Source organism: Ruminococcus sp. (genome assembly GCF_019423705.1).
Lineage (GTDB): Bacteria > Bacillota > Clostridia > Oscillospirales > Ruminococcaceae > Hominimerdicola.
On record NZ_JAHZAX010000005.1, the window covers coordinates 12,488 to 37,209 of the forward strand.

Annotated in this window: 19 protein-coding genes; 13 read left to right on the top strand and 6 right to left on the bottom strand. The window is 46.2% G+C overall.

What is annotated here, in order from left to right; all coding sequences use genetic code 11:
• Positions 1–158: 158 nt before the first annotated feature.
• A complete protein-coding gene (gene bsh, locus QZ371_RS05205) occupies positions 159–1,133 on the bottom strand; it encodes a choloylglycine hydrolase (protein WP_295210357.1) in 975 nt (324 codons plus the stop codon).
• A gap of 302 nt (positions 1,134–1,435) precedes the next feature.
• Here bsh and cls point away from each other — a divergent pair, with 302 nt between their 5' ends.
• The 7 genes from cls (at position 1,436) to QZ371_RS05240 (ending at position 9,105) form a co-directional block, all read left to right on the top strand.
• On the top strand, positions 1,436–2,971 hold the full coding sequence (gene cls / locus QZ371_RS05210; RefSeq protein ID WP_295210359.1) for a cardiolipin synthase: 1,536 nt from the start codon (positions 1,436–1,438) through the stop codon (positions 2,969–2,971).
• A gap of 204 nt (positions 2,972–3,175) precedes the next feature.
• The gene (locus QZ371_RS05215; protein WP_295210361.1) at positions 3,176–3,853 is read left to right on the top strand and encodes a TetR/AcrR family transcriptional regulator; all 678 of its coding nucleotides are present in this window, start codon (positions 3,176–3,178) and stop codon (positions 3,851–3,853) included.
• Positions 3,854–3,929: 76 nt separating this feature from the next.
• A complete protein-coding gene (locus QZ371_RS05220; protein WP_295210363.1) occupies positions 3,930–4,631 on the top strand; it encodes an ABC transporter ATP-binding protein in 702 nt (233 codons plus the stop codon).
• Positions 4,631–7,357 (top strand): FtsX-like permease family protein, encoded by a 2,727-nt coding sequence (locus QZ371_RS05225; RefSeq protein WP_295210365.1) that lies wholly within the window; start codon positions 4,631–4,633, stop codon positions 7,355–7,357. Before QZ371_RS05220 ends, QZ371_RS05225 begins: the two co-directional genes overlap by 1 nt.
• Before the next feature lie 204 nt (positions 7,358–7,561).
• Positions 7,562–7,705, top strand: a complete 144-nt coding sequence (locus QZ371_RS05230; protein ID WP_295210367.1) for a cyclic lactone autoinducer peptide — start codon at positions 7,562–7,564, stop codon at positions 7,703–7,705.
• On the top strand, positions 7,705–8,286 hold the full coding sequence (locus QZ371_RS05235) for an accessory gene regulator ArgB-like protein (protein WP_295210369.1): 582 nt from the start codon (positions 7,705–7,707) through the stop codon (positions 8,284–8,286). Before QZ371_RS05230 ends, QZ371_RS05235 begins: the two co-directional genes overlap by 1 nt.
• A gap of 375 nt (positions 8,287–8,661) precedes the next feature.
• Positions 8,662–9,105, top strand: a complete 444-nt coding sequence (locus QZ371_RS05240; RefSeq protein ID WP_295210370.1) for an N-acetyltransferase — start codon at positions 8,662–8,664, stop codon at positions 9,103–9,105.
• 1 nt (position 9,106) lies between these two features.
• On the opposite strand, the gene QZ371_RS05245 is transcribed toward QZ371_RS05240, so the two are convergent.
• The 4 genes from QZ371_RS05245 to QZ371_RS05260 form a co-directional block, all read right to left on the bottom strand.
• A complete protein-coding gene (locus QZ371_RS05245; protein WP_295210372.1) occupies positions 9,107–10,180 on the bottom strand; it encodes an ATPase in 1,074 nt (357 codons plus the stop codon).
• Between the two features lie 354 nt (positions 10,181–10,534).
• Positions 10,535–11,368, bottom strand: coding sequence for an alpha/beta hydrolase (locus QZ371_RS05250; RefSeq protein ID WP_295210374.1), 834 nt, complete (start codon positions 11,366–11,368; stop codon positions 10,535–10,537).
• A gap of 121 nt (positions 11,369–11,489) precedes the next feature.
• Positions 11,490–12,515, bottom strand: a complete 1,026-nt coding sequence (locus QZ371_RS05255; RefSeq protein ID WP_295210376.1) for a D-alanyl-D-alanine carboxypeptidase family protein — start codon at positions 12,513–12,515, stop codon at positions 11,490–11,492.
• A 205-nt stretch (positions 12,516–12,720) separates the two neighbouring features.
• On the bottom strand, positions 12,721–15,435 hold the full coding sequence (locus tag QZ371_RS05260; protein WP_295210378.1) for a beta-glucuronidase: 2,715 nt from the start codon (positions 15,433–15,435) through the stop codon (positions 12,721–12,723).
• Positions 15,436–15,625: 190 nt separating this feature from the next.
• On the opposite strand from QZ371_RS05260, the gene dprA reads away from it, so the two are divergent.
• Entirely contained in the window at positions 15,626–16,504 is an 879-nt protein-coding gene (gene dprA / locus QZ371_RS05265; RefSeq protein WP_295210380.1) for a DNA-processing protein DprA, read from the top strand.
• Positions 16,505–16,560: 56 nt separating this feature from the next.
• Here the strand turns inward: dprA and QZ371_RS05270 are convergent, their stop codons facing one another.
• Positions 16,561–17,853, bottom strand: coding sequence for an adenylosuccinate synthase (locus QZ371_RS05270; protein ID WP_295210382.1), 1,293 nt, complete (start codon positions 17,851–17,853; stop codon positions 16,561–16,563).
• A gap of 811 nt (positions 17,854–18,664) precedes the next feature.
• On the opposite strand from QZ371_RS05270, the gene QZ371_RS05275 reads away from it, so the two are divergent.
• The 5 genes from QZ371_RS05275 to QZ371_RS05295 all read left to right on the top strand — a co-directional run bounded on the left by QZ371_RS05275 (position 18,665) and on the right by QZ371_RS05295 (position 24,717).
• Complete coding sequence (locus tag QZ371_RS05275) at positions 18,665–19,783, top strand: hypothetical protein (protein WP_295210384.1); 1,119 nt, start codon at positions 18,665–18,667, stop codon at positions 19,781–19,783.
• A gap of 336 nt (positions 19,784–20,119) precedes the next feature.
• Positions 20,120–20,779: an ATP-dependent Clp protease proteolytic subunit gene (locus tag QZ371_RS05280; RefSeq protein WP_295210673.1), complete on the top strand. Its 660-nt coding sequence runs from the start codon at positions 20,120–20,122 to the stop codon at positions 20,777–20,779.
• Positions 20,760–20,897: a hypothetical protein gene (locus QZ371_RS05285; protein ID WP_295210386.1), complete on the top strand. Its 138-nt coding sequence runs from the start codon at positions 20,760–20,762 to the stop codon at positions 20,895–20,897. The genes QZ371_RS05280 and QZ371_RS05285 overlap by 20 nt, the downstream gene beginning before the upstream one ends.
• A gap of 21 nt (positions 20,898–20,918) precedes the next feature.
• On the top strand, positions 20,919–21,785 hold the full coding sequence (locus tag QZ371_RS05290; protein ID WP_295210388.1) for an undecaprenyl-diphosphate phosphatase: 867 nt from the start codon (positions 20,919–20,921) through the stop codon (positions 21,783–21,785).
• 325 nt (positions 21,786–22,110) lie between these two features.
• On the top strand, positions 22,111–24,717 hold the full coding sequence (locus tag QZ371_RS05295) for a DNA translocase FtsK (protein WP_295210389.1): 2,607 nt from the start codon (positions 22,111–22,113) through the stop codon (positions 24,715–24,717).
• The last annotated feature ends 5 nt before the right edge of the window (positions 24,718–24,722 follow it).

Genomic DNA, 24,722 nt, shown 5'->3' on the forward strand with positions numbered 1-24,722 from the left:
CTTGTCTAACTTTTATATAAGTTTTCAACTCATACAATGCAAATTATACAATATAAACATCAGTTTGTCAAGAGCAACTTTCTGATAGTGTCAACGCTCTTGTAGGGGCGACCTGTGGTCGCCCGCCCTCGATACGTCTGTGATATGAGAAATTCGTGTCAATTCTGATAATCTATCTTCTCCACCGTGAGCATAGGATACCTGTAAAGCTCGCCGCTGTCAAGTCCGACCCTGTGCATATCCACCGCCGATATCTGATGACCGTCATAAGTGGTGTAGTAATAAATGCCCTTGTCAGCGTTGCAGCAGCTTGTGTATATCGTTATCTCAAACTTGCCCTCAGCCACCTCGCAGCAGCCCCTCTGCTGATCTACCGAGCCAAGAATGTGGAAAAACTGGCTCACGCTCTCTTCCTCAGAGCTTCCCGAGCGTGAATTCATCTTCACATAAGCCGCCCTAACAAATCTCGATTGTGACGAAAGATCGCCCGGCAGACCCATTGCGCCCATTCCACGGCTGTAAGCCGTAAGTTCCAGACCCTCGCCAAAAGTGTTTGCAGGCTGCTTGGGAGAAAGCCCCATAAAGTCTTTGAGCCTGAACATCTGCATATCAAATGGCGGATTGTTTGTGAGCACCCCAACAGGGTCGTCATAAACCTTGATGCCCTCTTTCACCGATTCCACCACGATACATTCGTCCCTGTCCGCAATTATCCAATGAAGCTGCCCAGCAGGCATTTGCGGACTGAACGTCGTCTTTGTAATGTTGATATTCCCGATAAGCGCCCTCGCTTCTTTCACATTTGCACACTTGCTCAGTATCCAAGGAATAAACTCAAACTGCGCCACATTGTCCTTGCCCTCGATATCGTCACGATAATAAGCATTGCCCACAAAGTTTAGCCCTGCCATGCAAAGCCCTTTCTCGTTTGCAGCGTCATAAAACAGGGGATACCCGCCGGCAACGTGTGCAACGCCTATCACCGCATAATGATCTGCGACCCTGCCCATATTAATAAAGTCCAAAGGGAACTCCCTCGGCATAATAACTATCTCCTCGCCGTAGGAGCTTTCGTAATCGAGGGTTCGTCCAAAGTAAAAATCATCAGTCTTGTATGTTGCCGCCGTGCACATTTATATCAGCCTCCGTTTATTTCTTGTAACAGAATGTCAAAAAGCAGCAAAATAATTGGCGACCACAGGTCGCCCCTACATAAAAATTGCTTATTTAAGCACATTGTAGGGGACGGCGTCCTCGACGTCCCATTTGTTTGACGCTTTTTTAACAAGCTCTACTTTTATCTTTAATAATAATATACCACTATTTCAGTATAAAATCAATACATATCTGAAAATATGTTGACTTATGTCAAAAATATTGCTATAATATTTTAAAACAACAAAATGTGGCAAGCTCCAAGAAAGGAGGAACACCTTTGACCTGTTCCAATGTGAAGAAGATTTTTTTCAGAGTTATCGCCGTTATCGTTCCCGTTGCGGTGCAGTTTCTTTGGTATCTGTTGATACTCAAATGGCTCAGCAAAGCCGCAGGCCTGCTCACCATCGTGCTGACAGTTCTTGCATTTATTTTTGTGCTGTATATAAATACCAAGCGTGAGGAAAGCAGCTATAAGACCCTTTGGCTTATCGTTATCCTGACCCTGCCTATGCTGGGCGCAGTAATGTATATAATTTTCGGCAATAATAACACCGCCAAAAAGCTTGAAAGGAGCATTATCAAAGCCAAACTTCATATGCTCCACTATGACCTGCCCGACGGTGATAAATGCCTTGAACACCTACGCCGAGAGGACAAGCGCTTTGCTCAGTCCGTGGCAAGAATAAGCAAAGCCACAGGCTTTCCAATGGTGAAGCTTGGCAGCGCAGAGTATTTCCCCATTGGCGAGGATATGTTCGCCGATATGTGCAAAGAGCTTGAAAAGGCTGAAAAATACATCTTCGCCGAGTATTTTATCCTGCAAAACGGCAAATTCCTCAATACAGTCGTCGATATTATGGCAAGAAAAGCCGCCCAAGGCGTTGACGTCAGAATTATGTATGACGACCTCGGCAGCATTGCAACATACTCACTTGCCGACGCCTTAAAGCTTGGCGAAAAGGGCATAAAGTGCGTGCCCTTCAACCCGTTCCTGTTTATAAAATCCCAGCTCAACAACCGTGACCATAGAAAAATAATGGTAATAGACGGCAAAGTAGCATACAGCGGCGGAATAAATCTCTCCGATGAATATATAAACATCGGCTCAAAGTACGGCCATTGGAAGGACATCGGCTTTAAGATAACAGGCGACGGCGTAAAAAGCTATACCTATATGTTCATCGAATTTTGGAACGCTTTTTCAAACGATATTATTCCAATGGAACTTGTGAGCGACACATTTGAATCAGAATACAGCGGCAAGACCGACGGCTACGTCCTGCCATATTATGATTCACCAATGGTCAGCGACAATGTCAGCAATACCTTTTTCTCTGAGATACTCTATGCCGCCACAGACTATGTGTGGTTCTATACCCCATATCTTATGTTAGGCGACAGCCTTTTTGACGCCTTTATCAGAGCCGCCCAGCGTGGCGTTGACGTGCGTATCATAATGCCTGGAATAGCTGACAAAAAGGTAGTTTTCCGCCTGTCAAGAAGCTATTACCGCCAGCTTATCGAAGCAGGCGTAAAGATTTACGAATACACTCCCGGCTTTGTCCACGCAAAGGGCTGCATATGCGATGATAAGCTTGCCGTCCTCGGCTCGGTCAATCTTGATTACAGAAGCCTTTTCCTGCATTTTGAGTGCAGTTCTATCTTCTATGACTCGTCGATCATCGACACCTTCAAGGCCGATATCCTCGACACCCAAAGCAAGTGCCGTCAGCGCACCCTAGAGGATACAAAGTCCAACCTCTTTAACCGCCTTATCGACGGAATTTTGAGGATATTCGCACCGTTGTTGTAAGACTAAACACCAAAGCTGCAATTTTCGCTTATGAAAAGTTGCAGCTTTTTTTTGTACACCCCGCCCAACCCAAAACATCTCAACGCCCACTATCTTATGCACATTGCAGAAATCCCCGCACCCCCATTGACAACCGCATAAAAGTATGGTAACATAACATTGTTATCAAAGATAACAGCGTTATGCAGAAGGAGGGTCAGAGAAGTGAAAGCAGATAAGGAAACAAAGGAAAAGCTCCTTGAAAGCGCAAAGAAAGAGTTCCTCGAAAAAGGCTATAATAAAGCCTCCCTGAGAAAGATCTGCGCCGACGCCGATTGCACAACAGGCGCTTTGTATTTCTTCTTTGAGGATAAGGAAGACCTCTTTGACTCTATCGTCCGCAAGCCTTTTGAAGAGCTTTCCGCAATAGTCGATAAGCACGTCGAGGACGATATCGAACTTCTTGGCAAGCCAAACGCCTATGAGCAGGAGGACGGCGACCACGACGACCTTGTGAAAAATCTCGTCCACCACCTCTATGCAAATCGTGACGCTTTTATGCTGCTGATAAATAAGTCCAACGGCACGTCATATGAAAACTGCGTTGACGGACTTGTTGAGGAAATGGAGCAGGGCTACCGTGCAATGGCGGAAAGTATGATAAAAAATATCCCCGGCGCAAAAATAAACGATTATATGGTGCATTGGCTCACCCATTTGTCTATCGAGTCGTTCACCCATTTGCTGGATCACGAGACCGACGAGGCCAACGCTATAATCTATATGAACAGCATAATGGATAATCTGGTCAAAAGCTGGTTCGAGCTTATCCTCACCCCAACAGCCGATGATTTGGCGAAAATGCAGGCTGAAAATTCTGATAATAAAACACAAAACAAGTAAACAAAAGCCGTCTGCGATACGGCTTTTTACATAACGCTGACATAACACTGTTATGCTGCAATAGGAGGTAAAGACAATGTATTTGGAGATCAAAGATGTAAAGAAAAGCTATGGTAAGGACGCAAGCTTTATGCAGGTGCTAAAGGGCGTAACAACAGGCGTCGAGAAAGGGCAGATGTGCGTTATTCAGGGCACGTCAGGTTCTGGTAAATCAACTCTGCTTAACTGTATCGGCGGACTTGATACAATGGATTCAGGATCAGTAAAAGTCGACGGCAAAGAAATTTTCGGGCTTAATCCCAACGACCTTTCCGATTACCGCCGTGATAATCTGGGCTTTATATTCCAGTTCTATAACCTCGTGCCGAATCTCACAGTCCGTGAAAATATTCAGGTCTGCCAGTATCTATCCGACAAGCCCCTCGATATGGACGAACTTCTCGACACTTTAGGTCTGACGGAACATCAGAATAAATTCCCCTCGCAGCTTTCAGGCGGCCAGCAGCAGCGCTGCGCTATCGCAAGAGCGCTTATCAAGAACCCAAAGCTCCTTCTCTGTGATGAGCCAACAGGCGCTCTCGATTCAAAAACTTCACGGGATATCCTTATCCTGCTTGAAGAGATAAACGCAAAATACGGCACAACAATGCTTATCGTCACCCACAATAATTCTATCAAGAATATGGTTCATAAGGTCATAATAATCAAGGACGGCCTTATCAAAAAGGACTATGAGAACGAAGTAAGAATACCTGCCGCAGAGCTGGAGGACTTGTAATGGGAAAAGTATTGAGAAAACGCCTGCTCCGTGATCTAAAGAGCAATTTTATGCGCTACGCTGCTCTCGTGCTGCTTATCGTAATGGGAATGTATATCGTTGTAAGCGTTTGCGGCGCAGCGGAAACTATCATAACAGGCACAGAAAATAAATGCGTCGATAACAATTGCGAGGACGGCCAGTTCACAGTTTTCGTCCCCCTTACAGACGACCAGCTTTCACAGCTTGAGGACAAAGGCGTTATCCTCGAAAAAATGTTTTCTTTGGATATCGAGGTTAGCGGCAACAAAGTCCTCCGTGTTATGCACACCCGTGAAAAGATAAACCTTATCGACCTTGACGAGGGCAGCCTTGCAAAGTCAAATGGCGAAGTCGTTTTGGAAAAACGCTATGCAGAGGAGAATAAAATCTCCCTCGGCGATACTGTCGAAATAGCAGGGGAGAGCTTTAAGGTAACAGGCATTGGCAGCGTGCCCGATTACGACCTGCCTGTAAAAAAGCTTTCCGATACCAGCGCTTCAAGCTCCGATTTCGGCCTTGCTTTCGTGACTGACCAGCAGTATGACGATATCCTCTCGGGAACTCAACAGAAAGCCGAAGAGTATACATATGCCTATACCCTCGGCAAGAAAATGACCGATGAAAAGCTCAAGCAGGCGATAAAAGACCTCAAGTTCGATTACACAGAAGTTGACGATAAATACTTCCAAGAAACTATCAAGGACACAGTCGGCAAAAAGGACGACCTTGTAAATGGCATTGCCGAGCTTAAAGACGGCTCAAAAGAGCTTTCCGACGGTCTTTCAGAACTTGGCGGACATAACTATGAGCTTCGCAAAGGCGCAGAAGAGATATTCAAATACTATCTCCTCCAAGCCAATACCACAGTAGATAATTTCGGCGTAACAAAGGTTCTTAAAGCCGATAACTATGCCGATATCTTAGACGAAGCTATCAAAAGCGCCGATGATGAAACATCAAAAGAAGCCCTCACCACCATAAAGTCCACCCTCGATGAGCTCAAAGCATATTCCGACGGCGTTTCAGATTATACCGACGGCGTAAGAACAGCCGCCGACGGCTCTGATGAGCTTTATGACGGCATAAGCGAACTCAAAAGCGAAACAGATAAATTCATCGACGAAGCTTTCGATATCGACATCGCAAATCTCACCTCATTCGTAACAGCCGCCGATAACCCGAGAATACTCGGCGCAAAGGGCGACCTCGTCCTCAATAAGCAGGTGAGCCTTGTGGCAGGCGTTATCGTGATGATACTCTTTACATACGTTATCTCCGTTTTCGTTATCCACCAAATACAGCGTGAATCAAGCGTTATAGGCGCACTTTATGCCCTCGGCGTAAAGAAAAAAGACCTTGTGAAGCACTATATGACCATGCCGACAATAGTTTCGTTCATCGGCGGCGTCATCGGCGTAATCATCGCATTCACTCCGATAGGCATTTCATACCAAATGGAAGATACCTACGCATACTCCTCTATCCCCGAATTCACCCCCTCAATGCCAGCGTATCTTATAGTTTACAGCCTTATAATGCCGCCTGTCGTTTCCGTGATCGTGAACCTGCTCGTCATCAATAAAAAGCTTTCACGCACAGCTCTTTCCCTTATCAAAAACGAGCAGAAGATAAGCACAGGAAAGAATATCGATCTGCGAGGCAAAAGCTTTGTAACAGCTTTCAGAATACGTCAAATGCTCCGTGAAGCAAGAACAGGCCTCACAGTTGTGTTCGGTATGCTCATCTCAATGCTTATCCTTATGATCGCCGTTGACTGCTACGTCCTCTGCGATAACGTGGAAAAAGAAACAAATTCCGATACGAAATATCAGTATATGTATTCTCTCAAATATCCCGAAAAGCAAGTTCCAAAAGGCGGCACAGCGGTCTATACCGAAAGCCTTTCAAAGACCTATCTCGGCTATACCCTTGACGTGTCCGTAATGGGTATCGAGGAGGGCAATAAGTATTTCAATTGCACCCCCGTCAAGGGCAAATCAAAGGTGGTGATAAGCCGTTCCGTTCAGCAGAAATACGGCATTTCCGAGGGCGATAAGCTTATCCTCACAGATAACGCCAACGAAATGGATTATGCTTTCACAGTCAGCGGCATAGCAGACTATTCAGCAGGCCTTGCAGTCTTTATGGATATCGACAGTATGCGTGAGCTTTTCGGCCAGTCTGAGGATTATTACAACACAGTCCTCTCCGATAAAGCCCTTGATATCGATGAGGGCAGGCTCTACGCCGTCACCACAAAGCAGAATATCGAGCGTTCATCAAGAGTGTTCGCTGACCTTATGATGCCAATGGTGGTAATGCTCACCATCGTCTCTGCAATAATCTTCTTTACCGTAATGTATCTTATGCTCAACGTGATGATAGACCGTGCCTCATTCGGAATCTCCCTTATCAAGATATTCGGCTTCCGCACCAAAGAGATAAAGAAGCTCTATCTTAACGGCAATTTCTATATCATCACCATAGGCGCACTTATCTGCGTGCCGCTCTCAAAGGCGATCTCCGACGCTATGTACCCCTACCTCATCTCAAACGCAAGCTGCGGAATGAACCTCGCCTTCCCTTGGTATCTCTATGTGATGATCTTTGGAGGCGTCCTACTGCTTTACTTTATCATCAATAGCCTTCTCGTAAGAAAGCTCGGCAAAGTCACCCCCGCTGAGGTACTCAAAAACAGAGAATAACACCATAATTTTAAGTTGAAACAAGCCCCCATCGCCGCACCATAATATGCGAAAAACGTCGCAACTAAGCGCTTTTTGCAGTATGGTGCGGCGTTTGTCTTGTAATACTATGGATAATGACGGCTTGAAGTTTAATTGTTACAAATATGCGCAGAATGGGTGTAATTATGTTATGCTTGTTACAACCTAAAGGAGGTAATGGATATGACAAACATCATCAAGAAGTACAGCACATTTATCGCAGCATTCGCAGTAACAGTCACAGCAATGGTCGCAAATTCAGCTTGCTGTTTCTGTATTAATCAGCCAAAAATGCCTGAGGGTTCAAAGAAACTCCGTAAGTTCTGATGTTCTCAAAACTTGCAGATAAGGTCGCAGATATCGTTGTGGAAAGCGGCAAGGCGGATAAAGAGTCAAGGGATATCTATTCCTATGGCATAAACCAGGCTCTCACAGTCGTCCTTGATCTCGTCACCACACTAATTATCGGTATCTGCTTCCATATGCTGTGGCAGATACTTCTGTTCGTCGGCGCATATGTGCCGCTGAGAAGTTTCTGCGGAGGCGTCCACGCAAAAACGCCACTGCGGTGTTATGCGTCCTCCGTCGTGTTGCTCATAGCTGTGGAACTTGCGGTGAAAAACTATATGCCAAGCGGCTATATCTTTATAGCGGCATATGTGATCTCAGCCCTGCTGATATTGACCCTTTCACCTGTTGAGGATCTTAACAAACCCCTTGATGACATTGAGCAAAAGGTTTATAAAAGAAGATCGCTTGTGATATGGCTTGTGGGATCGGTTCTGATCCTTGTGCTGTATCTGCTGAAATTCAAAACGGCCTCCCTGTGTATATTGCTTTCGCAAGCCGTGCTTGCAGTAATGCTGATACTGGGCGTCATCAAGAACCGTGTTATAAGTGCGAGGTGACAATAGCGTTTGCAGCCCCGATCGACCCACATCTACAAATTCAGATTCAGCAAAAATACATATAAAGCTGAGCGGGAGAAGCTAAAGAAAGTTCTGACAACACATAATATAAGGATAATAGATCAAAAAACCGGCGACGATCTCTGCTGTTGTATTATCCTCGCAGGAAGTGAGAGAGATTTTCAGCGTGTGGAGAAGGTCTTCCGATCATTTGAAGATTTCCATATCCTCAAATGATGAAATAACCAATGCTAAGTAATAATCCCCATATGGGCAAGTATCGCTTTGACCAAACCAGAGCGGTGCTTGCTTTTTTGTTGACTATACTCAAATTTTGTGCTATGATATTCATATCACATAAAGGAGAAAACAAAAATGATAAAAAAATTCACCCCAGCAGACAAAGCCGACTATATCCGCTTTGCCACAGAGTTTTACAATTCCGAAGCCGTTGATAAGCCCGTCCCTCAGTCACATTTTGAGGAAGGTTTTGACGAAATTATGCGCTCCGATATCTATGTACAGGGCTATATGCTGGTTTTTGATGACAAAAACGTTGGCTATTGCATAACAATGAAAACCTATTCTATCGAAGCAGGCGGCATAACCATTTGGATAGACGAGCTTTTCGTCCTGCCCGAATACCGCTCCAAAGGCCTTGGCAGAGAGCTTTTCAAGTTCATCGAGACCAATGGCGATAAAAAGCTCCGCCGTATCCGCCTCGAAGTGGAGGAAGAAAACAGCAGAGCCGTTTCGCTTTATAAGAAAATGGGCTTTGTACCAGCCCCATATGACGGAATGTGGAAAACTCTGCCTTAAATTATGGCTGGATAGTCCTCTCGTGTATCTCACGGGATATCATATCGCACACTTTGTCAAGAGCCTTGAAATCCATTGCCGAAATGTAGTGATCTTCAATTTCGTCGTGGATCTTCTTGGCTTTCTTTATTGTTGCGTAAACCTCTTCCGCAAGATCGACCGCCGTCACCCTGTTGAGCCTGAGCCTTGCTTTCAGCGCCGATATCTTGCCCTTGTCGTAAAATCTCGACATATTGATACATCTGTCAAAGCAATCAAGCTTGCTGATCGGCGTGTTCGCAACCAGCGCAATGCCGGCCTCGGGGATAAGCAAATGCTCATATACCGTGTTGTTGAATATCACCGCAGGGCAGATGATAACGTCATACCCACGCTTCATCGCCTCTTCCGACATAAGCTTCACCAGCATATGTGAAGCCGCATAGTATTCATCGTTCATCGCATAAACGTCAAGATAGCTCTCAAGGGTTTCCTTCTGGGTCATACAGCCGTATTCCGTCAAACAGGTGAGCTGCCTCATATCCGACTTGCCCTCGCCCGTGCCCTTGTTTCGGAATATCCTCTTTGCAAACCTATGTGCAAAGCCCTTTAGCTTCTCCACAAGCAAGCACCCCTCAGCGCAATTGTATGTGTCAAAGCAAACATTTGAAAGCGCCGTCGAAAATCTCTTCGACCTCGCTAATATCGATTTGTTTTTGTCCGTCACGTCGATTATCTCGTCCTTGAAGTCCGCAAGCTTTTTCTCATCCCAGTATTGCCCAAGGTTCACGATTTTCTGACAAACGCCGGGGTAATCACATTCCATAACGTGTGGCGCAGTTCCGTCGCAGATTATAGCCTTTGACCCGTGAAGCACCACAGCGTCCAATGAAGCAGGGTCGGAGGAGCAGTAAAACCTCGTGACGTGCTCCGTCGTCTCAAATTCGTTTGCGATCTTTTTCATAATGGACGATTTGCCCGTGCCTGCGCCCCCTTTAAGTATAAAGGTGAAAAAGCTTTTGTCCGCCATAATGCTGCGAAACTGCGTTGAAAAGCCCTGTGCGGTCATTGCGCCTAAAAAATATTTTTCTGACATAAATTTCCCTCCTGATCCGAAACGCATAAATTATTGACCAAAGCGTTTCTGTTTTCAGTTTTATAATATGTCAGAAAATCCCCATTTGTTCAAAAAAATCTTGAAGCCATATAACACACAATGACCGTGCAATACCATTCAAAACGTTGTGATCTAACGGGCGAACGTAAATTGTTGAGAGCTTTGTCGAACAACAATTTGCGCCCCTGCCTATGAATATTGTGTTATGAAATTGTAGGGGACGGCGTCCTCGACGTCCCATTTGTTTTCCACGTTTGCTTTTTTATTCACAAGTCATTGATTTAACTGTACAAAAAACGGACAAGCCGTCAAGCCTGTCCGCAAAATATCATATCAAAGTCTCTTTACCCAGTCGATAGCCGCCTGCGCCCAATGTGCCGCAACAGGCTGATTGTGACCGTCCCAAGTCGCCGTGGTCTCGTCACAAAGCGCAAGACCGTGTCCGCCGTATTCGTAAATGTGGCTCTCAAATGGAATGTGATACTTTGAAAGACTGCACATATACCAAAGAGTGTTCTCAACTCTAACGCATCCGTCATCAGCGCAATGCCAAATAAATGTTGGCGGCGTGTTCTCCGAAACTCTCTTCTCAAGTGACACAAGTTCTCTCAGCTCCGCCGATTGCTCCTCGCCGATAAGATTGAGTATAGAACCTTCGTGAGTGTACTCAGGGTCGGAAGTGATAACAGGATATCCAAGTATAGAACCGTTCACCTTGATGTCCTCAGCCGTGCAGCCAAGTGGCTTTGTAAGCAGCTCGCTGCTCCAGAAGTTCGCCATAGTCGCCGCAAGATGTCCCCCTGCCGAGAAACCGCAAACTATTATCTTGTCAGGGTCAATGTCAAACTTCTCCGCATTGTCTCTAACGTATTTCACCGCCCAAGCACATTCAAGTGCGTCCGTCGGGAACTTTTTCTTGCAGCAGGAATATCTCAGCACAAATGCGCAAATGCCTGCGCCCAAAAATCTGAATGCGATAGGCTCAGCCTCACGCTCAGAGCACCAGTCGTAACCGCCGCCGGGGCAAACGATAACAGCCTTGTGCTTCCTCCTGCCCATTTCCTCCGTGACCGTGTTGTAATAACAGTCCAGCACAGGCGCACAGCCCTCGCCCGAAAGCCCAGCCTTTTCGTAATCGACCTTTATCTCGATAGTCTCTTTGATCATTTTTCTTTCCTCCGATTTTCTATTGTTGAGCCATTGTGCAGAGCATCACTATGCGAAGCAAAATGGCTCTAATAAGGCAACACCCAAAGCCCAGCCCTGCGGTGTTGTCTGTATTTACAAATTATTCAGTCGCCACGCTCTCGTCTGTCGAAGCGCTGTTTGCAGCCTCGTCAGACATATTCACGCAAACGATATATCCGTCAACATTGTTGCCCGAAATGGTATAAGGCCTCTCGATATCACCACTCGTCAAAGGTATCGGCACATTTGTCGTGCTGCCCTTGTCAGCCTCAACGAAGTAAACCGAGTATACCGTGTCGTCAAATGCCGTGAAGCTCAAAGGCTTCTCAAAGGTGTAATCTTTGACAAAATCAATGTATTCCTCCAGCGTGAGCTGATTTGCCGTCATTATCTCAGCGTGTGGGATACCAACATATCTGAAATGATATGGCAGGGAAGCCACTCCCGTGATATCGCTCTTGTCCGCAGGATATCTCAGCACAAGGCCGTATTTCCAGCAGTTGTCCGTTATCCAGCTGTAATCGCCCTCCCCCGTGAATGACGAAAATGTTCCCGTGCTCGATTCATAAAGGTGCAGATCGAATGCAAGTCCCGTGTCGTGCTCATAGCAAACCGTGTCCTGCTGATCGTCGCCGCCCTCGCTGTCGTCCGAAGCCGTCGGCATAGCGGTGGATATCATAAGGGTCGAAAGCTTCTTTTCGCTGTAAAAATCGCAGCCCATCTTGTTGAATGCCTCAAAAGTCTTTTTGCAGGCCGCAAGCTCCGTGCTGCTCGTTGACATTATCTGACTGCCGTTCTTGTCAAACAGATAAGAATAGACCGTGTCCGTGTCCTCAGCCGTTCCCGTGAACGAGTGTGCAGAGTTCACAAGCACAAGGTCGCCGTTGACCATTGCTTCCTTGTTTTTGACAGTCTCGTATTTGTAATTTCCCGTAAGCTTTGGCGCAGCTGATGAACTGCTCTCAGCCTTTGATACCGACGATGAGCTTGAAGAGCTGTCAACTTTCTTGACAGTCTTTGCGCCGCCGTCCGAGCTGCAAGCTGTTGATATCGCAAGAATAGTTATAAGCAATATCGCTAAAGCTGCCGCAATATTTTTATATTTGTAACGCTTTACCTTTGGCATATCGTATCACCTTCCTGTATAACATACACCTAGATTATAACACATTTTCCCCCGTATGTGAACAGAATCACGTCCATTTATGTGTACTTTTGTTACAACAGCCAAATAGCAATAAACCGATTTATGCAACAAGCACAAATATTTTTCACCCAAAAAACAAAGGCTGCGCCGATCTCTCAGCACAGCCTTTGCTGTCATTAAATTATCAGTTTTTTACATAGTCCATAACAGACTTTATAAACGCACGACCCTCAGCCGACTGCACAAGCTTGTCAAAGTCGCAAGCGCAAACAACAACCTTTCCGCCGTCCTTTTCGTATTCATAAAGCAGCGAAAGATCGTGGTTTCGGTCAAAGTTGTCGATAGTCCTAACGATAACGTTCTTCTCACCCTCAAAGTCGTCAAGTATCACAGCCCTTGAGTTCTGAACGATCTCCCACCATTGCGGCGTGGAGTATTTCTCGCTTGCAAAGCCCTTGAGCGCAGGGTGTTCCTTGTCGATAACAAGACCCATAGTTCCCACAGGGTCAGGCTTGTTCATCATATGTGAAATAAGGCTGAACATATGATAGCACCAGAAGTCCTGACAGTAAAAACCCTCGATAGAGTTCTCCAGCTTGTCAAGCTGCGGCACGATAAGCACAGTATTGCCCTCGCCGAGAAGCTTCTGCGCCTCGCCGTTCACCTCGTCGAAAATATACGCACCCTCAAGATCGACCTTCTCAACTGTCGGTATCACCCAAAGCTCGTAGTGATTTCTCACGTCCGTGCCCTCTATCTCAATGCTGAGCACAGCCTTTGTGTTGCGCTGAACTTTTGGCAGCTTCACCTCAATATCGCAAATGTCAGCGTAATTTCCGCCCTTGGTGTCAAATCCGCTCTCGCCCTTTGCAATAACACCGCCGCAGTCAAATGCCCACTTCACCTTGCCGTCAGTCAGCCCCGGCCTGTAATCGCAAAGCTCGATGTGCGCCTTGAATTCGCCCTCAGCTTCCAGCACATAGCTGTCAAATCTCGCCATAAGCACAGCGTCATTGCAGAACTCTCTCCATTCGCTGTCGGAAATAAGCCCCTTGCTGTCCATAAATGCGTCCAAAACGCCTACCAGCGCCGTGCCTTGTCCGCTGAAATCCTGTATGTCAAGTATCTGGAAACCGCCAAGCAAACGTGATCTGAACACCGCTTCCATTTCCTCTTTATAGCATTGTACCGCCAGCTTGCCCGAACAGTCAAAATAATCTTCCGCCAGTCCGCCAAGCCCCTTTCCTTCAAGTCTCTCTCTGAAAATCTCGAAATTGCGTGCTTTCAGCGAACCCGTGTACTTCTCGATCTCCTTGAAATTCGGGTAAGTCTCATACTGTCCTATCTCGTGTGTAACGATCGGCACTTCTGGAATGAAGTCAGCGTCCGCCTCGCTCGCCTTGACTGTTTTCATCGTCGTGCCGTACTGTATCTGAACAGTTCCGTCCTCAGAAACTTCCGTTGCGCTTGCCTGCTTTTTCGGCCTTATAATGTTGTCATAATCGTGGTCAGCACTAGGCTTGTCCGTCTGAATATGTCCCAGCGGAGCGTCACACATCGCATAAGAACCTCTTATGAGCCTGTCGTTAGCAAGTCGCACTCCAACAAAGAAATCGTCGTTTTCGATAACGTTCGGGAACCATTGGAAATTATTTGAACCCTGCGTGTAAAGGTGTCTGTTGTCAAAAGCCTTGTAACCGCCGATAATATCATTGAGTATCTTCTTTGAACCCCAAAGTTCATTGCCCATCGACATCATACAGTACGAAGGGTGGTTGCCGAAAGCTTTCAGCATATTGAAGCCCTCTTCAACGAGAAAATCCTGCTCTTCTTGGTTGTGGTTCTCCTCGCCCTCTTCGGTGATCGTGCCCCAAAACGGAAGCTGCGGCTCCATATAAATTCCCAGCATATCCGCCGCAATAAACGCAGCCTCGGGCGGACAGCAGGTGTGATAGCGGTAATGGTTCATTCCGTATGACTTTGATATCTTCATCACACGCAGCCATTCCTCAACATCTGTCGGCGCAAAAGCAGTTTTCGGGAAGATCATTCCGTCGTGCTTTCCTCTGAGGAAAGTCTTTTCACCGTTTATGGTGAATTTTCCGCCATCGGTCTTGAATTCTCTCATACCGATGATGTGCTCGCTGATATCTCCGTCAATGTCGATCTTCAGCTTGTAAAGGGCAGGATTATGCTCGCTCCAAAGCAGGCAGTCCTTGCCCATTTGGTAAACCGCTTCAAGCTTGCCGCCCGTATATTCAAATCTCTGCTCAGCAGGTGAGTGACTTTTCTCGCTGTTGAAACTCGCAGCGCTTATAACAGCCACGCCGTCGCCGCCGTTCACGATATCCGCCGTGACCCTAACAGTCTTTGCGGCGATATCGCACCAAAGCATAACATTTTCCGCATAAGCCTTTTTGTATCCGATAAGCTCAATGCGTCCTGTAATTCCGTTCCAGTTGGTTTGTGTGTCGGGCGAGGTCAAATGACCGCCCTTGGTCTTGTAACCAACATTTGAAACACAAATAGTCACCTGGTGAACACCGCTGCCGATATACTTTGTCAAGTCATAAATGTGCGGCGTGCAAAGGCTTTCACGTCTGCCGATCTTACCACCATCAATGTAAAGTTCCGTTATCCTCGTCCGCTCAAGGAAGAGTTTCAGATTTTCACATTCCACCGCCGAGAAATCAACGTCTTTTCTGAACCAAGCAAAGCCCTCAAATTTATATGTGTCTGTGAGGAAGCCCGTCTCTCTTTCATCGTTGTATTCGCCTTTTTTGGCGTTGGAAGTGGTGTTTGGCAAGTTTATAACATCGTCGAATACAAGCCCTTCGCCCTTGCAGTCTTTGTCAAGGCAGAGCTTCCATTCTCCGCTGAGATCAAGTTTGTTTATCATTTAAGCGCACCCTTTCAAGTTCAAATTTTCAATATTATTATAACATATGCCTAAAAGCATTGCAACCAAAATCGGCGCTTTTTACTATATTACTATAAATTTTTGTTGTTTTTAACAAAAGAATATGATACAATAAGACTAAAAGAACTTGACCGCTATAAAAATCACGCACAAGGGGGAATATCAAAAAATGAAACTTGACTTTACCGACAGAAAAAAGCTTTGGCTGTGGCTCACAATGGCCTTTGGCTATGCAAACCCGAGAATGTGGGAGCTTCTCGAAAAATACGACAGCCTAGAAACTTTCTGCGACGATCTCGCAAATAAGCGCTGCGGCTTTGTCAACCAAGCAGAAGCCGAGCGTGCAGCGTACAGCTCATTTGCCCAAGCCTGCGCAGTCGCCGACCATTGCCGCAGGAAAAATATACATATCTTAACCTATGACGACGATCTTTACCCCGAACGCTTGCGACAGATAAACTGTCCCCCAGCCGTGCTTTTCGTCATCGGCGATGTCACAAGCCTAAGCGCAGACAACACCCTCTCGATGATCGGCACACGCACCCCAAGCGACTATTCCTCCGCCATAGCAAGAGAATTTTCGTCATATTTCACAAGTGAGGGCTTCACAATAATAAGCGGTTTCGCAATTGGCGTTGACAGTATCTCCCACCACGGCGCATTAGATGCAGGGGGCAGAACTATCGCTGTCCTAGGCAGCGGTATCGAGTACGATTATCCCCGCAACACAATGGATTTCAAGCGGCAGATAGCCGCCAATGGAGCAGTCGTCTCAGAATTTTTCCCACAAGCGAAACCTCTCCCAGAAAATTTCAAAGTCCGCAATCGTATCGTCGCCGCCCTGTCAAAAGCCGTCCTCGTGGTGGAAGCCGGCATAAAAAGCGGCACCCTCAATACAGTCAACCACGCCCTTGAACAGGGCAGAGACGTTTTCGTAATTCCGCCCCACGATATCTTTTCCGACAAATACGCAGGCCAATGCGCCTTGCTGAAAGACGGCGCCGAAGCCGTTTACTCGCCAAAAGATCTGTTAGAAATGATAAAATAAACACACAAAAAAAGGCTGTCCGCACAAAGCAGACAGCCTTAAAATTTCGTATAAAATTACTTGTTGAGAGGGCTTTCTCTGTAAATGATATCCTCTCTCTTTGGTCCGTTTGAAACCATTGTGATAGGGAAGCCGATCTGCTGCTCAACGAAGTCGATGTACTTCTTGCAGTTCTCAGGAAGATCTTCGTAATTCTTGATACCTCTGATATCAGTCTTCCAGCCGTCAAGTACCTTGAGTACAGGCTTTGCCCTTTCGAGCTTCTGAGTTGTAGGGAAGTCAGTCGTAACTTCGCCGTCGATCTCATAGCCAACACATACAGGTATCTTGTCAAGATATCCCAGTACGTCAACAACTGTAAACGCAACGTCAGTTGTGCCCTGGATACGGCAGCCGTACTTAGTTGCAACGCAGTCGAACCAGCCCATTCTTCTTGGTCTGCCTGTTGTTGCGCCGAACTCACCGCCGTCGCCGCCTCTCTTTCTCAGCTCGTCAGCCTCGTCACCGAATATCTCGGAAACGAATGCACCTGCGCCAACTGCGGAAGAATAAGCCTTTACAACAGTAACGATAGTCTTGATCTCATATGGTGGGATACCTGCGCCGATAGCGCCGTAGGCTGCCAGAGTTGAAGAAGAAGTTACCATTGGATAAATGCCGTGGTCAGGGTCTTTAAGAGAACCGAGCTGACCTTCGAGAAGAACGTTCTTGCCTTCCTTGATAGCGTTCCAAAGATAAGCGGAAACATCGCAAACATAAGGTGCTACCATTTCCTTGTATTCCATAAGCGTATTGAAAAGCTCGTCAGCGTCGATAGCAGGCTTGTGATAAAGGTGCTCGAGAAGAATGTTCTTAGTCTCGAGAACTCTCTTGATCTTCACCTTGAGGTTTTCCTCGTCAAACAACTCCTGCACCTGGAAGCCGATCTTAGCGTATTTATCAGAATAGAAAGGAGCAATACCCGACTTAGTTGAACCGAAACTAGCCTTTCCAAGTCTTTCCTCTTCGTACTGATCGAAAAGAACGTGATAAGGCATAACCATCTGAGCTCTGTCAGAAATAAGTATCTTAGGCATAGGAACGCCCTCAGAAGTTACCTTTTTCAGTTCGTTGAAGAATACAGGTATATTAAGTGCAACACCGTTACCGATAATATTAGTTGTATGGTCATAGAAAACGCCTGACGGAAGAGTATGCAAAGCGAACTTACCATAGTGATTTACAATAGTATGACCAGCATTAGCGCCGCCCTGGAATCTTACAACGATATCTGATTTCTCAGCCAACATATCAGTAAGCTTACCCTTACCTTCATCGCCCCAGTTTGCACCAACAATCGCTCTAACCATTAATTTTTTCCTCCTTGCCATAAAACAGCAAAATAATTGGCAGCAAGAAATATGTAACGCTCTGAAAAAACAGGAAGCAATACTGCCACTAGGATATTATAGCACAAAACTATTTCCGTGTAAACACCCTTTTAAACATTTAACAATTTACTCATATTTTAAAGGGGGGCGACAAATCAAATTTGCATACTTTTACATCGTGCGTTACTAACGGGCGAACGATAAATTGTTGTGAGCGTAGTCGAACCACAATTTTCCCCCCTACCATCTGTTGTGCATTATCACCAATTTCGATAGCGCCAATTTGTGCAAACAAATGATTTATAATTTAATTTGATAACATCCCTGCAATTGTTGCATTTTTAATGCAACTTATCACCAATTTTTCGGGATAAGTAGAAAGACATTTGTAGAGTGGCGAGGGAAACTTGTTGGACTGAGGTCTTAGGAAACCCGAAGGGAGGTTTTGTCCGGCGCATCTAAGGACTTGCACCCAAATGTTGAGACGAAATCATAAACCTGCGTGTGCGCACAATTTTAAAGCGCAGCTTTACGACGTAATCTCCGCCCAGCAACTTGAAAATTGAATATTGACCAGTAGGGGCGCACAGCGTGCGCACGTGGTTTGTCGCTTTATTTTGACAGACTGTCAATTGCGATAAATCGCCAAACGCATAGCGTATCACAATATTTGTTATAAAAATCGCAAAAGGGTGTTGCATAATTGATTGATTTGTATTATAATAGTATAAATATTTGATTTAAATTCTAACAAAACGAAATAAAAACGCAAAGAACGGAGACAAAAGCTATGAAAAGGATAAAAAAGGTCGTGGCTGTGACGGCTGCATTTCTGATAGCGCTTTCGGCAACTGCCTGCGAAAAGGACAGCGCCACAGCGCAGTCATCAGCTGTCTCTCAGATAAAAAACAGCAGCAACGCCGCCCCAACTAATACAAAGGTGGCAAGCTATTCTTTCCCCGAGTTTTTAGGGGGTATCAAGACCCTCGATGAGCTTTCCGTGCCGCTGTATCAAAGCTTTGACCCTGCACAGTATACAAAAGACGTTGACGAACAGCCCTTTGAGGACTATACCTGCGAATCGCAGCTTGTGGATATGTTCTATACATTCCGTTCGGGAAAGTTTGTCGGCCTGCTTGATAAAAACGGCGATGTGCTTATCGAAGCCGATGAGTATACCGAAATAACCGTGGTGACAAAGGGGCTTTTGCAGCTTTCTTATGATAAGGAAAGAAACGCTCCAATGCAGTATTATTCCTATTCCGATGACGGCAAGATCGAAAAGACTGAGCACGAAAAGTTCTCCACCGATAAGCTGGACGTTTTTATGTCGGATATCGACGAAGAGGGCAATACATATCAACAGCTTATCCTGCCCGACGGTTCGGCAGTCGTTGACGCAAAGGGCGACGGCAACTGGCATAATATCAAGGACGTTTCAATGTCGGATATCGCCACATCAAAGGCTTTCAAGGGCTATTATGTGCTGAAAAGAGGTTCGGCTGTATATTACGCCTGCTTTGATGATTTTTACAATTATACCATTTATGAGGCGGCTTATGCCCTCGTGAAGATCAAGGTGGATGGAACTTACGGCGAGTGTTACATAATGAATTATGACGATTATGCAGAGCTTGAAAAAATGATCGACAGCTTCGGCTATTCATCATATCGCACAGCGCCCTCAAAAGACCCGGGACTTGATTTTATCCAAATAACTTTCGGACTGAAAGATAAGTCGCAAACTGATATAACCATATCCTCAGACGGCTATTGCCTGACGGAAACTCAGTCAGATGATACCCAACAGGTGAATAAATATTTCTCTTATCTCGATAAGGAAGATTTCGCCGATCTGATATTGTGGACTGACGATGTTCTCAGCGGCGAATATCAATCGAAAAAATGATCTTATTTGTATCAGTCTTGCAATGACAAGTAAAATGTTTGTAAACAAAATGCAGGAATGTACGGATCTCCTGCATTTTCTCCTTTCAAGGGGCTTTTTTTCTTGTTGACAATATGAGTTAATTGTGCTATCATTAATAAGGTTCGTTTTTGCGGCGAAATAAACGGCGGTTTTCCTGCATAATTTCATAAAGGCTGCAAATGCTAATGCTATCTGTTAAGGCGAGACGTTTCGGTGTTGCCTTATATTTTTGGAGGTGGCATTATGGAAGAACAGCAGGAGAATTTAAAGGACGGGGAGAATGAGTTTAAAGCCCAGTCTGATGAGATAAAGGAAATGGGCGATGTTCGGCTGCCAAATGCAAAGCACGTCATTCATTGCCTTAATATAATCGGACAGGTGGAAGGGCATTATATCCTGCCGGCGCAAAACAAGACCACAAAGTATGAGCATATCATACCCGCACTTGTGGCGATCGAGCAGGACCGCAGTATCGAGGGGCTTGTGATAATCCTAAATACTGTCGGCGGCGATGTTGAAGCAGGCCTTGCTATCGCAGAGCTTATCGCAAGTATGAAAACGCCTACCGTTTCGATGGTGGTGGGCGGAGGTCATTCTATCGGTGTGCCGCTGGCAGTCTGCGCAAAGCGTTCGTTCATCGTGCCGAGTGCGACTATGACCATTCACCCTGTTAGAATGAACGGACTTGTGCTGGGCGTTCCGCAAACGCTGTCTTATTTTGACAAAATGCAGGAGCGTATCGTGCGGTTCGTGTGCGATAATTCAGCCATTAAAGCGGAGCGTTTTCGTGAGCTTATGATGGCAACGGGCGAGCTTGTTATGGACGTGGGTTCAGTTATCGACGGCGAACAGGCAGTAAAAGAAGGGCTTATCGACCAGCTGGGAGGGCTTTCCGAGGCGATAGAGTGCCTTTATGATATGATAGAAAACAGTTCTGAAAAGGAGCGTGCTGAGAATGTTTCAGACAATTCTTGACCCGTATGACGTTTTCAGAAATGACATAAACATCGAAGATGAAGAAAATTACAGCGGGGAGGATATGATAGAGACCGACCCACGCTGCTATCTCAGCAGAGACGGATTTTATCTCTGACGGACGATTTGGAGGACAGCAATGAGTATCATCAATGCAATTTTTCAGGCAATAATTCAGGGCTTGACGGAATTTCTTCCTGTTTCAAGCTCGGGACATCTTTCCCTTTATCAGCACTTTACAGGCAACAGCGGCGAGGGTGCGCTGTTTTTCACGGCGGTGCTCCATTTAGGCACGCTGGTGGCGGTTTTCGTGGCTTTTCGACAGACCATATGGTCTATGATAAAAGAGCTGTTTGTGATGATAAAGGATATTTTCACAGGCAAGTTCACACTTAAAAATATGAATCCCGACCGCAGAATGATCGTGATGATGATAATTTCCTGCTTCTGCCTTGTGCCGTTCCTGCCGTTCAAGAGCTGGTTCGAGGGCATTGCAGAGGACTCAAGCATTTTCGCCGAGGGACTTTGTTTCCTTTATACTGCGGCTATCCTTTATATGTCAGACCGCTGCACAAAGGGCAAAAAGACTCCTGCAAACATCACAGGCAAGGACGCTGTTACAGTTGGACTTTTCCAAGGCGTTGCCCTTTTGCCGGGCGTTTCAAGATCCGGCTCGACTATCTGCGCAGGTCTTTTCTCGGGAATGACAAGAGAGACTGCTGTAAAGTATTCCTTCATTTTGGGAATACCTGTTATACTTCTCAGCTGCCTCAGCCAAGTAAAGGACGCTGTTTCGACTGGTACTGATATCCAAGTAGGCGCTTGTCTTGTGGGAATGGTCGTTTCAGCTATCGTCGGACTTGCAGCTATCAAGCTTGTAAACTGGCTGGTAAAGACAGACAAGTTCAAGGTGTTCGCTTACTATACTTTTGTGCTGGGTATAATCGTGCTGATAATTTCGTTCATCGAGATGTATCTCGGCCATCCTATCACATTCACAAAGTAAAAAGTAATTTTGCAGACAAAATATAAATATTGAATAAAAAGGCAGCTCCGCCGATATTTGTGATATATGTGCGGTGCTGCTTATATCCATTTTTATGAAAAAGCTTGAAAATCTCTTTTCAGGCTTTTTTGTGGGTTATTGAGGTATATTCAAAAACGAGGATTTTTGACATTATTCGTTAAAATGGCGAAATTTTATCATAAAATAGTAGGGGCGAAAATTGTTGTTCGACAAGGCTCACAACAATTTGCGTCCTCGACGTCCCACTCATTGCAAGAATACAAAAATAAAAAACAAGATATCCGAAAGGACTGATAAAATACAAATGGCAGCCAAGAAAAACGGTGCAAAGTCTGCACAGAACTTCACGAAAAAAACGCAGAGCCAAAGCGCACCGAAAAAGAAAACGGCTTCAAAGCCTGCCGCAAAACAGAATACAAAGCAGCAGAGCAAGCCTGTGCAGTCGGGTTCGATGAAGGCTGTCAAGGAGAAAGAAAACAGGCGCTTTTGGTCGTACATACTGTTCTTTTTCGGCATACTTGAGCTGCTTATAACCTTCGTGCAGGGTGACGGCCTTTGGCGCTGGCTGCACAATTTCAACAGAGGAATGTTCGGCATATCGGTGTTTCTTTTTGCGCCGATGATAATTTATGTTGCGCTTATGATCGCTTCTGATTTCAACCACAACAAGGTCATCGCAAAGGTGGTCGAGGGCAGCGTGCTTATGCTGCTTATCAGCGGAATGGCGCAGATTTTGCAGGTGGGTTCTGTTGACGGAAGCTCCATTTGGCTAAAGCTGGTGGGACTTTATAACGACGGCGTAAATCTCCGTGGGGGCGGACTTGCAAGCGCAGTTTTAGGCTGGCCGCTGCTGGCGCTTTTCAAGCGTGTCGGTGCGGCGATAATAATTTTGCTGGTGGCGTTCACTTTCATTATGCTGCTGACAAATGTCACATTGCCTCAGCTTTTGAAAGCTATCACAAAGCCATTTGTGAAGAGCTATGAAGCGGTGAATGAGGATCGCTTTGAGAGAGCCGCTCAGCCGCCGAGAGAGCCGAGGGAAAAGAAAGAACCTAAGCGCAACGGCAGGATAGATATTGCGAAATATTATCCCGACGATCTGCCCGACCCAGCACCCGAGGTGCTTGTGCCTGTGGGAGATACTGAGGACGAGGAAGAACTTATCGAGGACGTAAATGCGGCGAAGCTCGATATGCCTGTTCACCCTGTAAAGGCTCCGCTTATAACGCAGGAGAAGCTTGAAGAGACGGCAAAGACCACCGATAACGAAGAGCTCAAGAAGATAATCGAGAACGCTATCGGAGACAGCAGGGGCGAGGCTAAGGCTGAGGACAGTCAGAGCAAGCCTGCGGTGGTGAATGTTGACAAGAACGGGCAGACCACATTTTTTGAGAAAGACAACAAGATATCGGCGTACGTTTATCCGCCTGTCGATATACTGAAATATGCAAAGAACATAACAGCTGCGGAGGTCGTTCAGCAGGAGATTCAGGAGAAGTCCACAAAGCTTGTTGAGACGCTGGAGACTTACGGCGCAAAGACGAGGATAGTGGGTATCCATAGAGGTCCGTCCGTTACAAGATACGAGCTTCAGCCTGCGGCAGGCGTGCGAGTATCAAAAATAACGGGACTTTCGGACGATATCGCTTTGAGCCTTGCGGCGATGAGCGTGCGTATCGAAGCGCCTGTACCGGGCAAGGCCTGCATAGGTATCGAAGTGCCGAACGATCATCGTGACACGGTTTCGCTGAGAGAGCTTATCGACAGCGACGAATATCGAAACGCAAAGGGCAAGCTTACATTTGCTGTGGGCAAGGATATCGAGGGCAACATCGTTATCGGCGATATTGCGAAAATGCCACATATGCTGGTGGCAGGTACTACCGGTTCTGGTAAATCTGTATTTACGAACTCGATAATTTTGTCCATACTTTACCACGCTTCGCCGGATGAAGTTAAGCTTATCCTTATCGACCCGAAAAAGGTCGAATTTCCGATATACAACAAGATACCGCACTTGCTTATCCCTGTTGTTACTGAGCCGTTGAAGGCGGCAGGTGCGCTGGGCTGGGCTGTTAATGAAATGAACAAGCGTTATTTGCTTTTTGAGGCAAACAATGTTAAAAATCTGCAAGAGTTCAACGAAATGGTGCTCGAGGAGAGAAACAAGCCTGAGGAAGAGCAGGACGAGGTAAGGGCGAAAATGGACTTGCTGCCGCAGATAGTTATTGTGGTGGACGAGTTTGCCGACCTTATGATGGCGGCGAGAAGCGAAGTCGAGGATTCAGTTTTGAGGCTGGCGCAGCTTGCCCGTGCGGCAGGTATTCATATGATAATCGCAACGCAGTCGCCGAGAGCGGACGTGCTGACGGGTCTTATCAAGTCGAATATCCCGTCGAGAGTTTCGCTGAGCGTATCGAGCAATGTGGATTCACGAGTTATCCTTGATGAGAGCGGCGCTGAGAAGCTTCTCGGAAACGGCGACCTGCTTTACAAGCCTGTGGGCGTTAAGAAGCCTATCAGAATGCAGAGCGGATATGCGGCCACGGCTGAGATCAGGGCGGTGGTCAACTTTCTAAAGAACGAGCACTCCGCTGAATACAGCGACGAAGTTATCCACGAAGTCGAGCAGAACACGCCGCAGCCGAAGGACAAGGAAAGCGGCGGAGCGGACAATGTTTCAGTTAATCCAGACGACGATCTTGTTAATCAGGCGATATCCATTATCGTGCAGACAAACAACGCTTCAACGGCGTTTTTACAGAGAAAGCTGAAACTCGGTTTCCCGAGGGCGGCAAGGATCATGGACGAGATAGAAGAAATGGGCATTATCGGGCCGCAGGAAGGCTCGAAGCCGAGAAAGATAAATATTTCCAAGGAAGAATGGGAAGAAATGCAGGCTAGGAGATAGGCAGG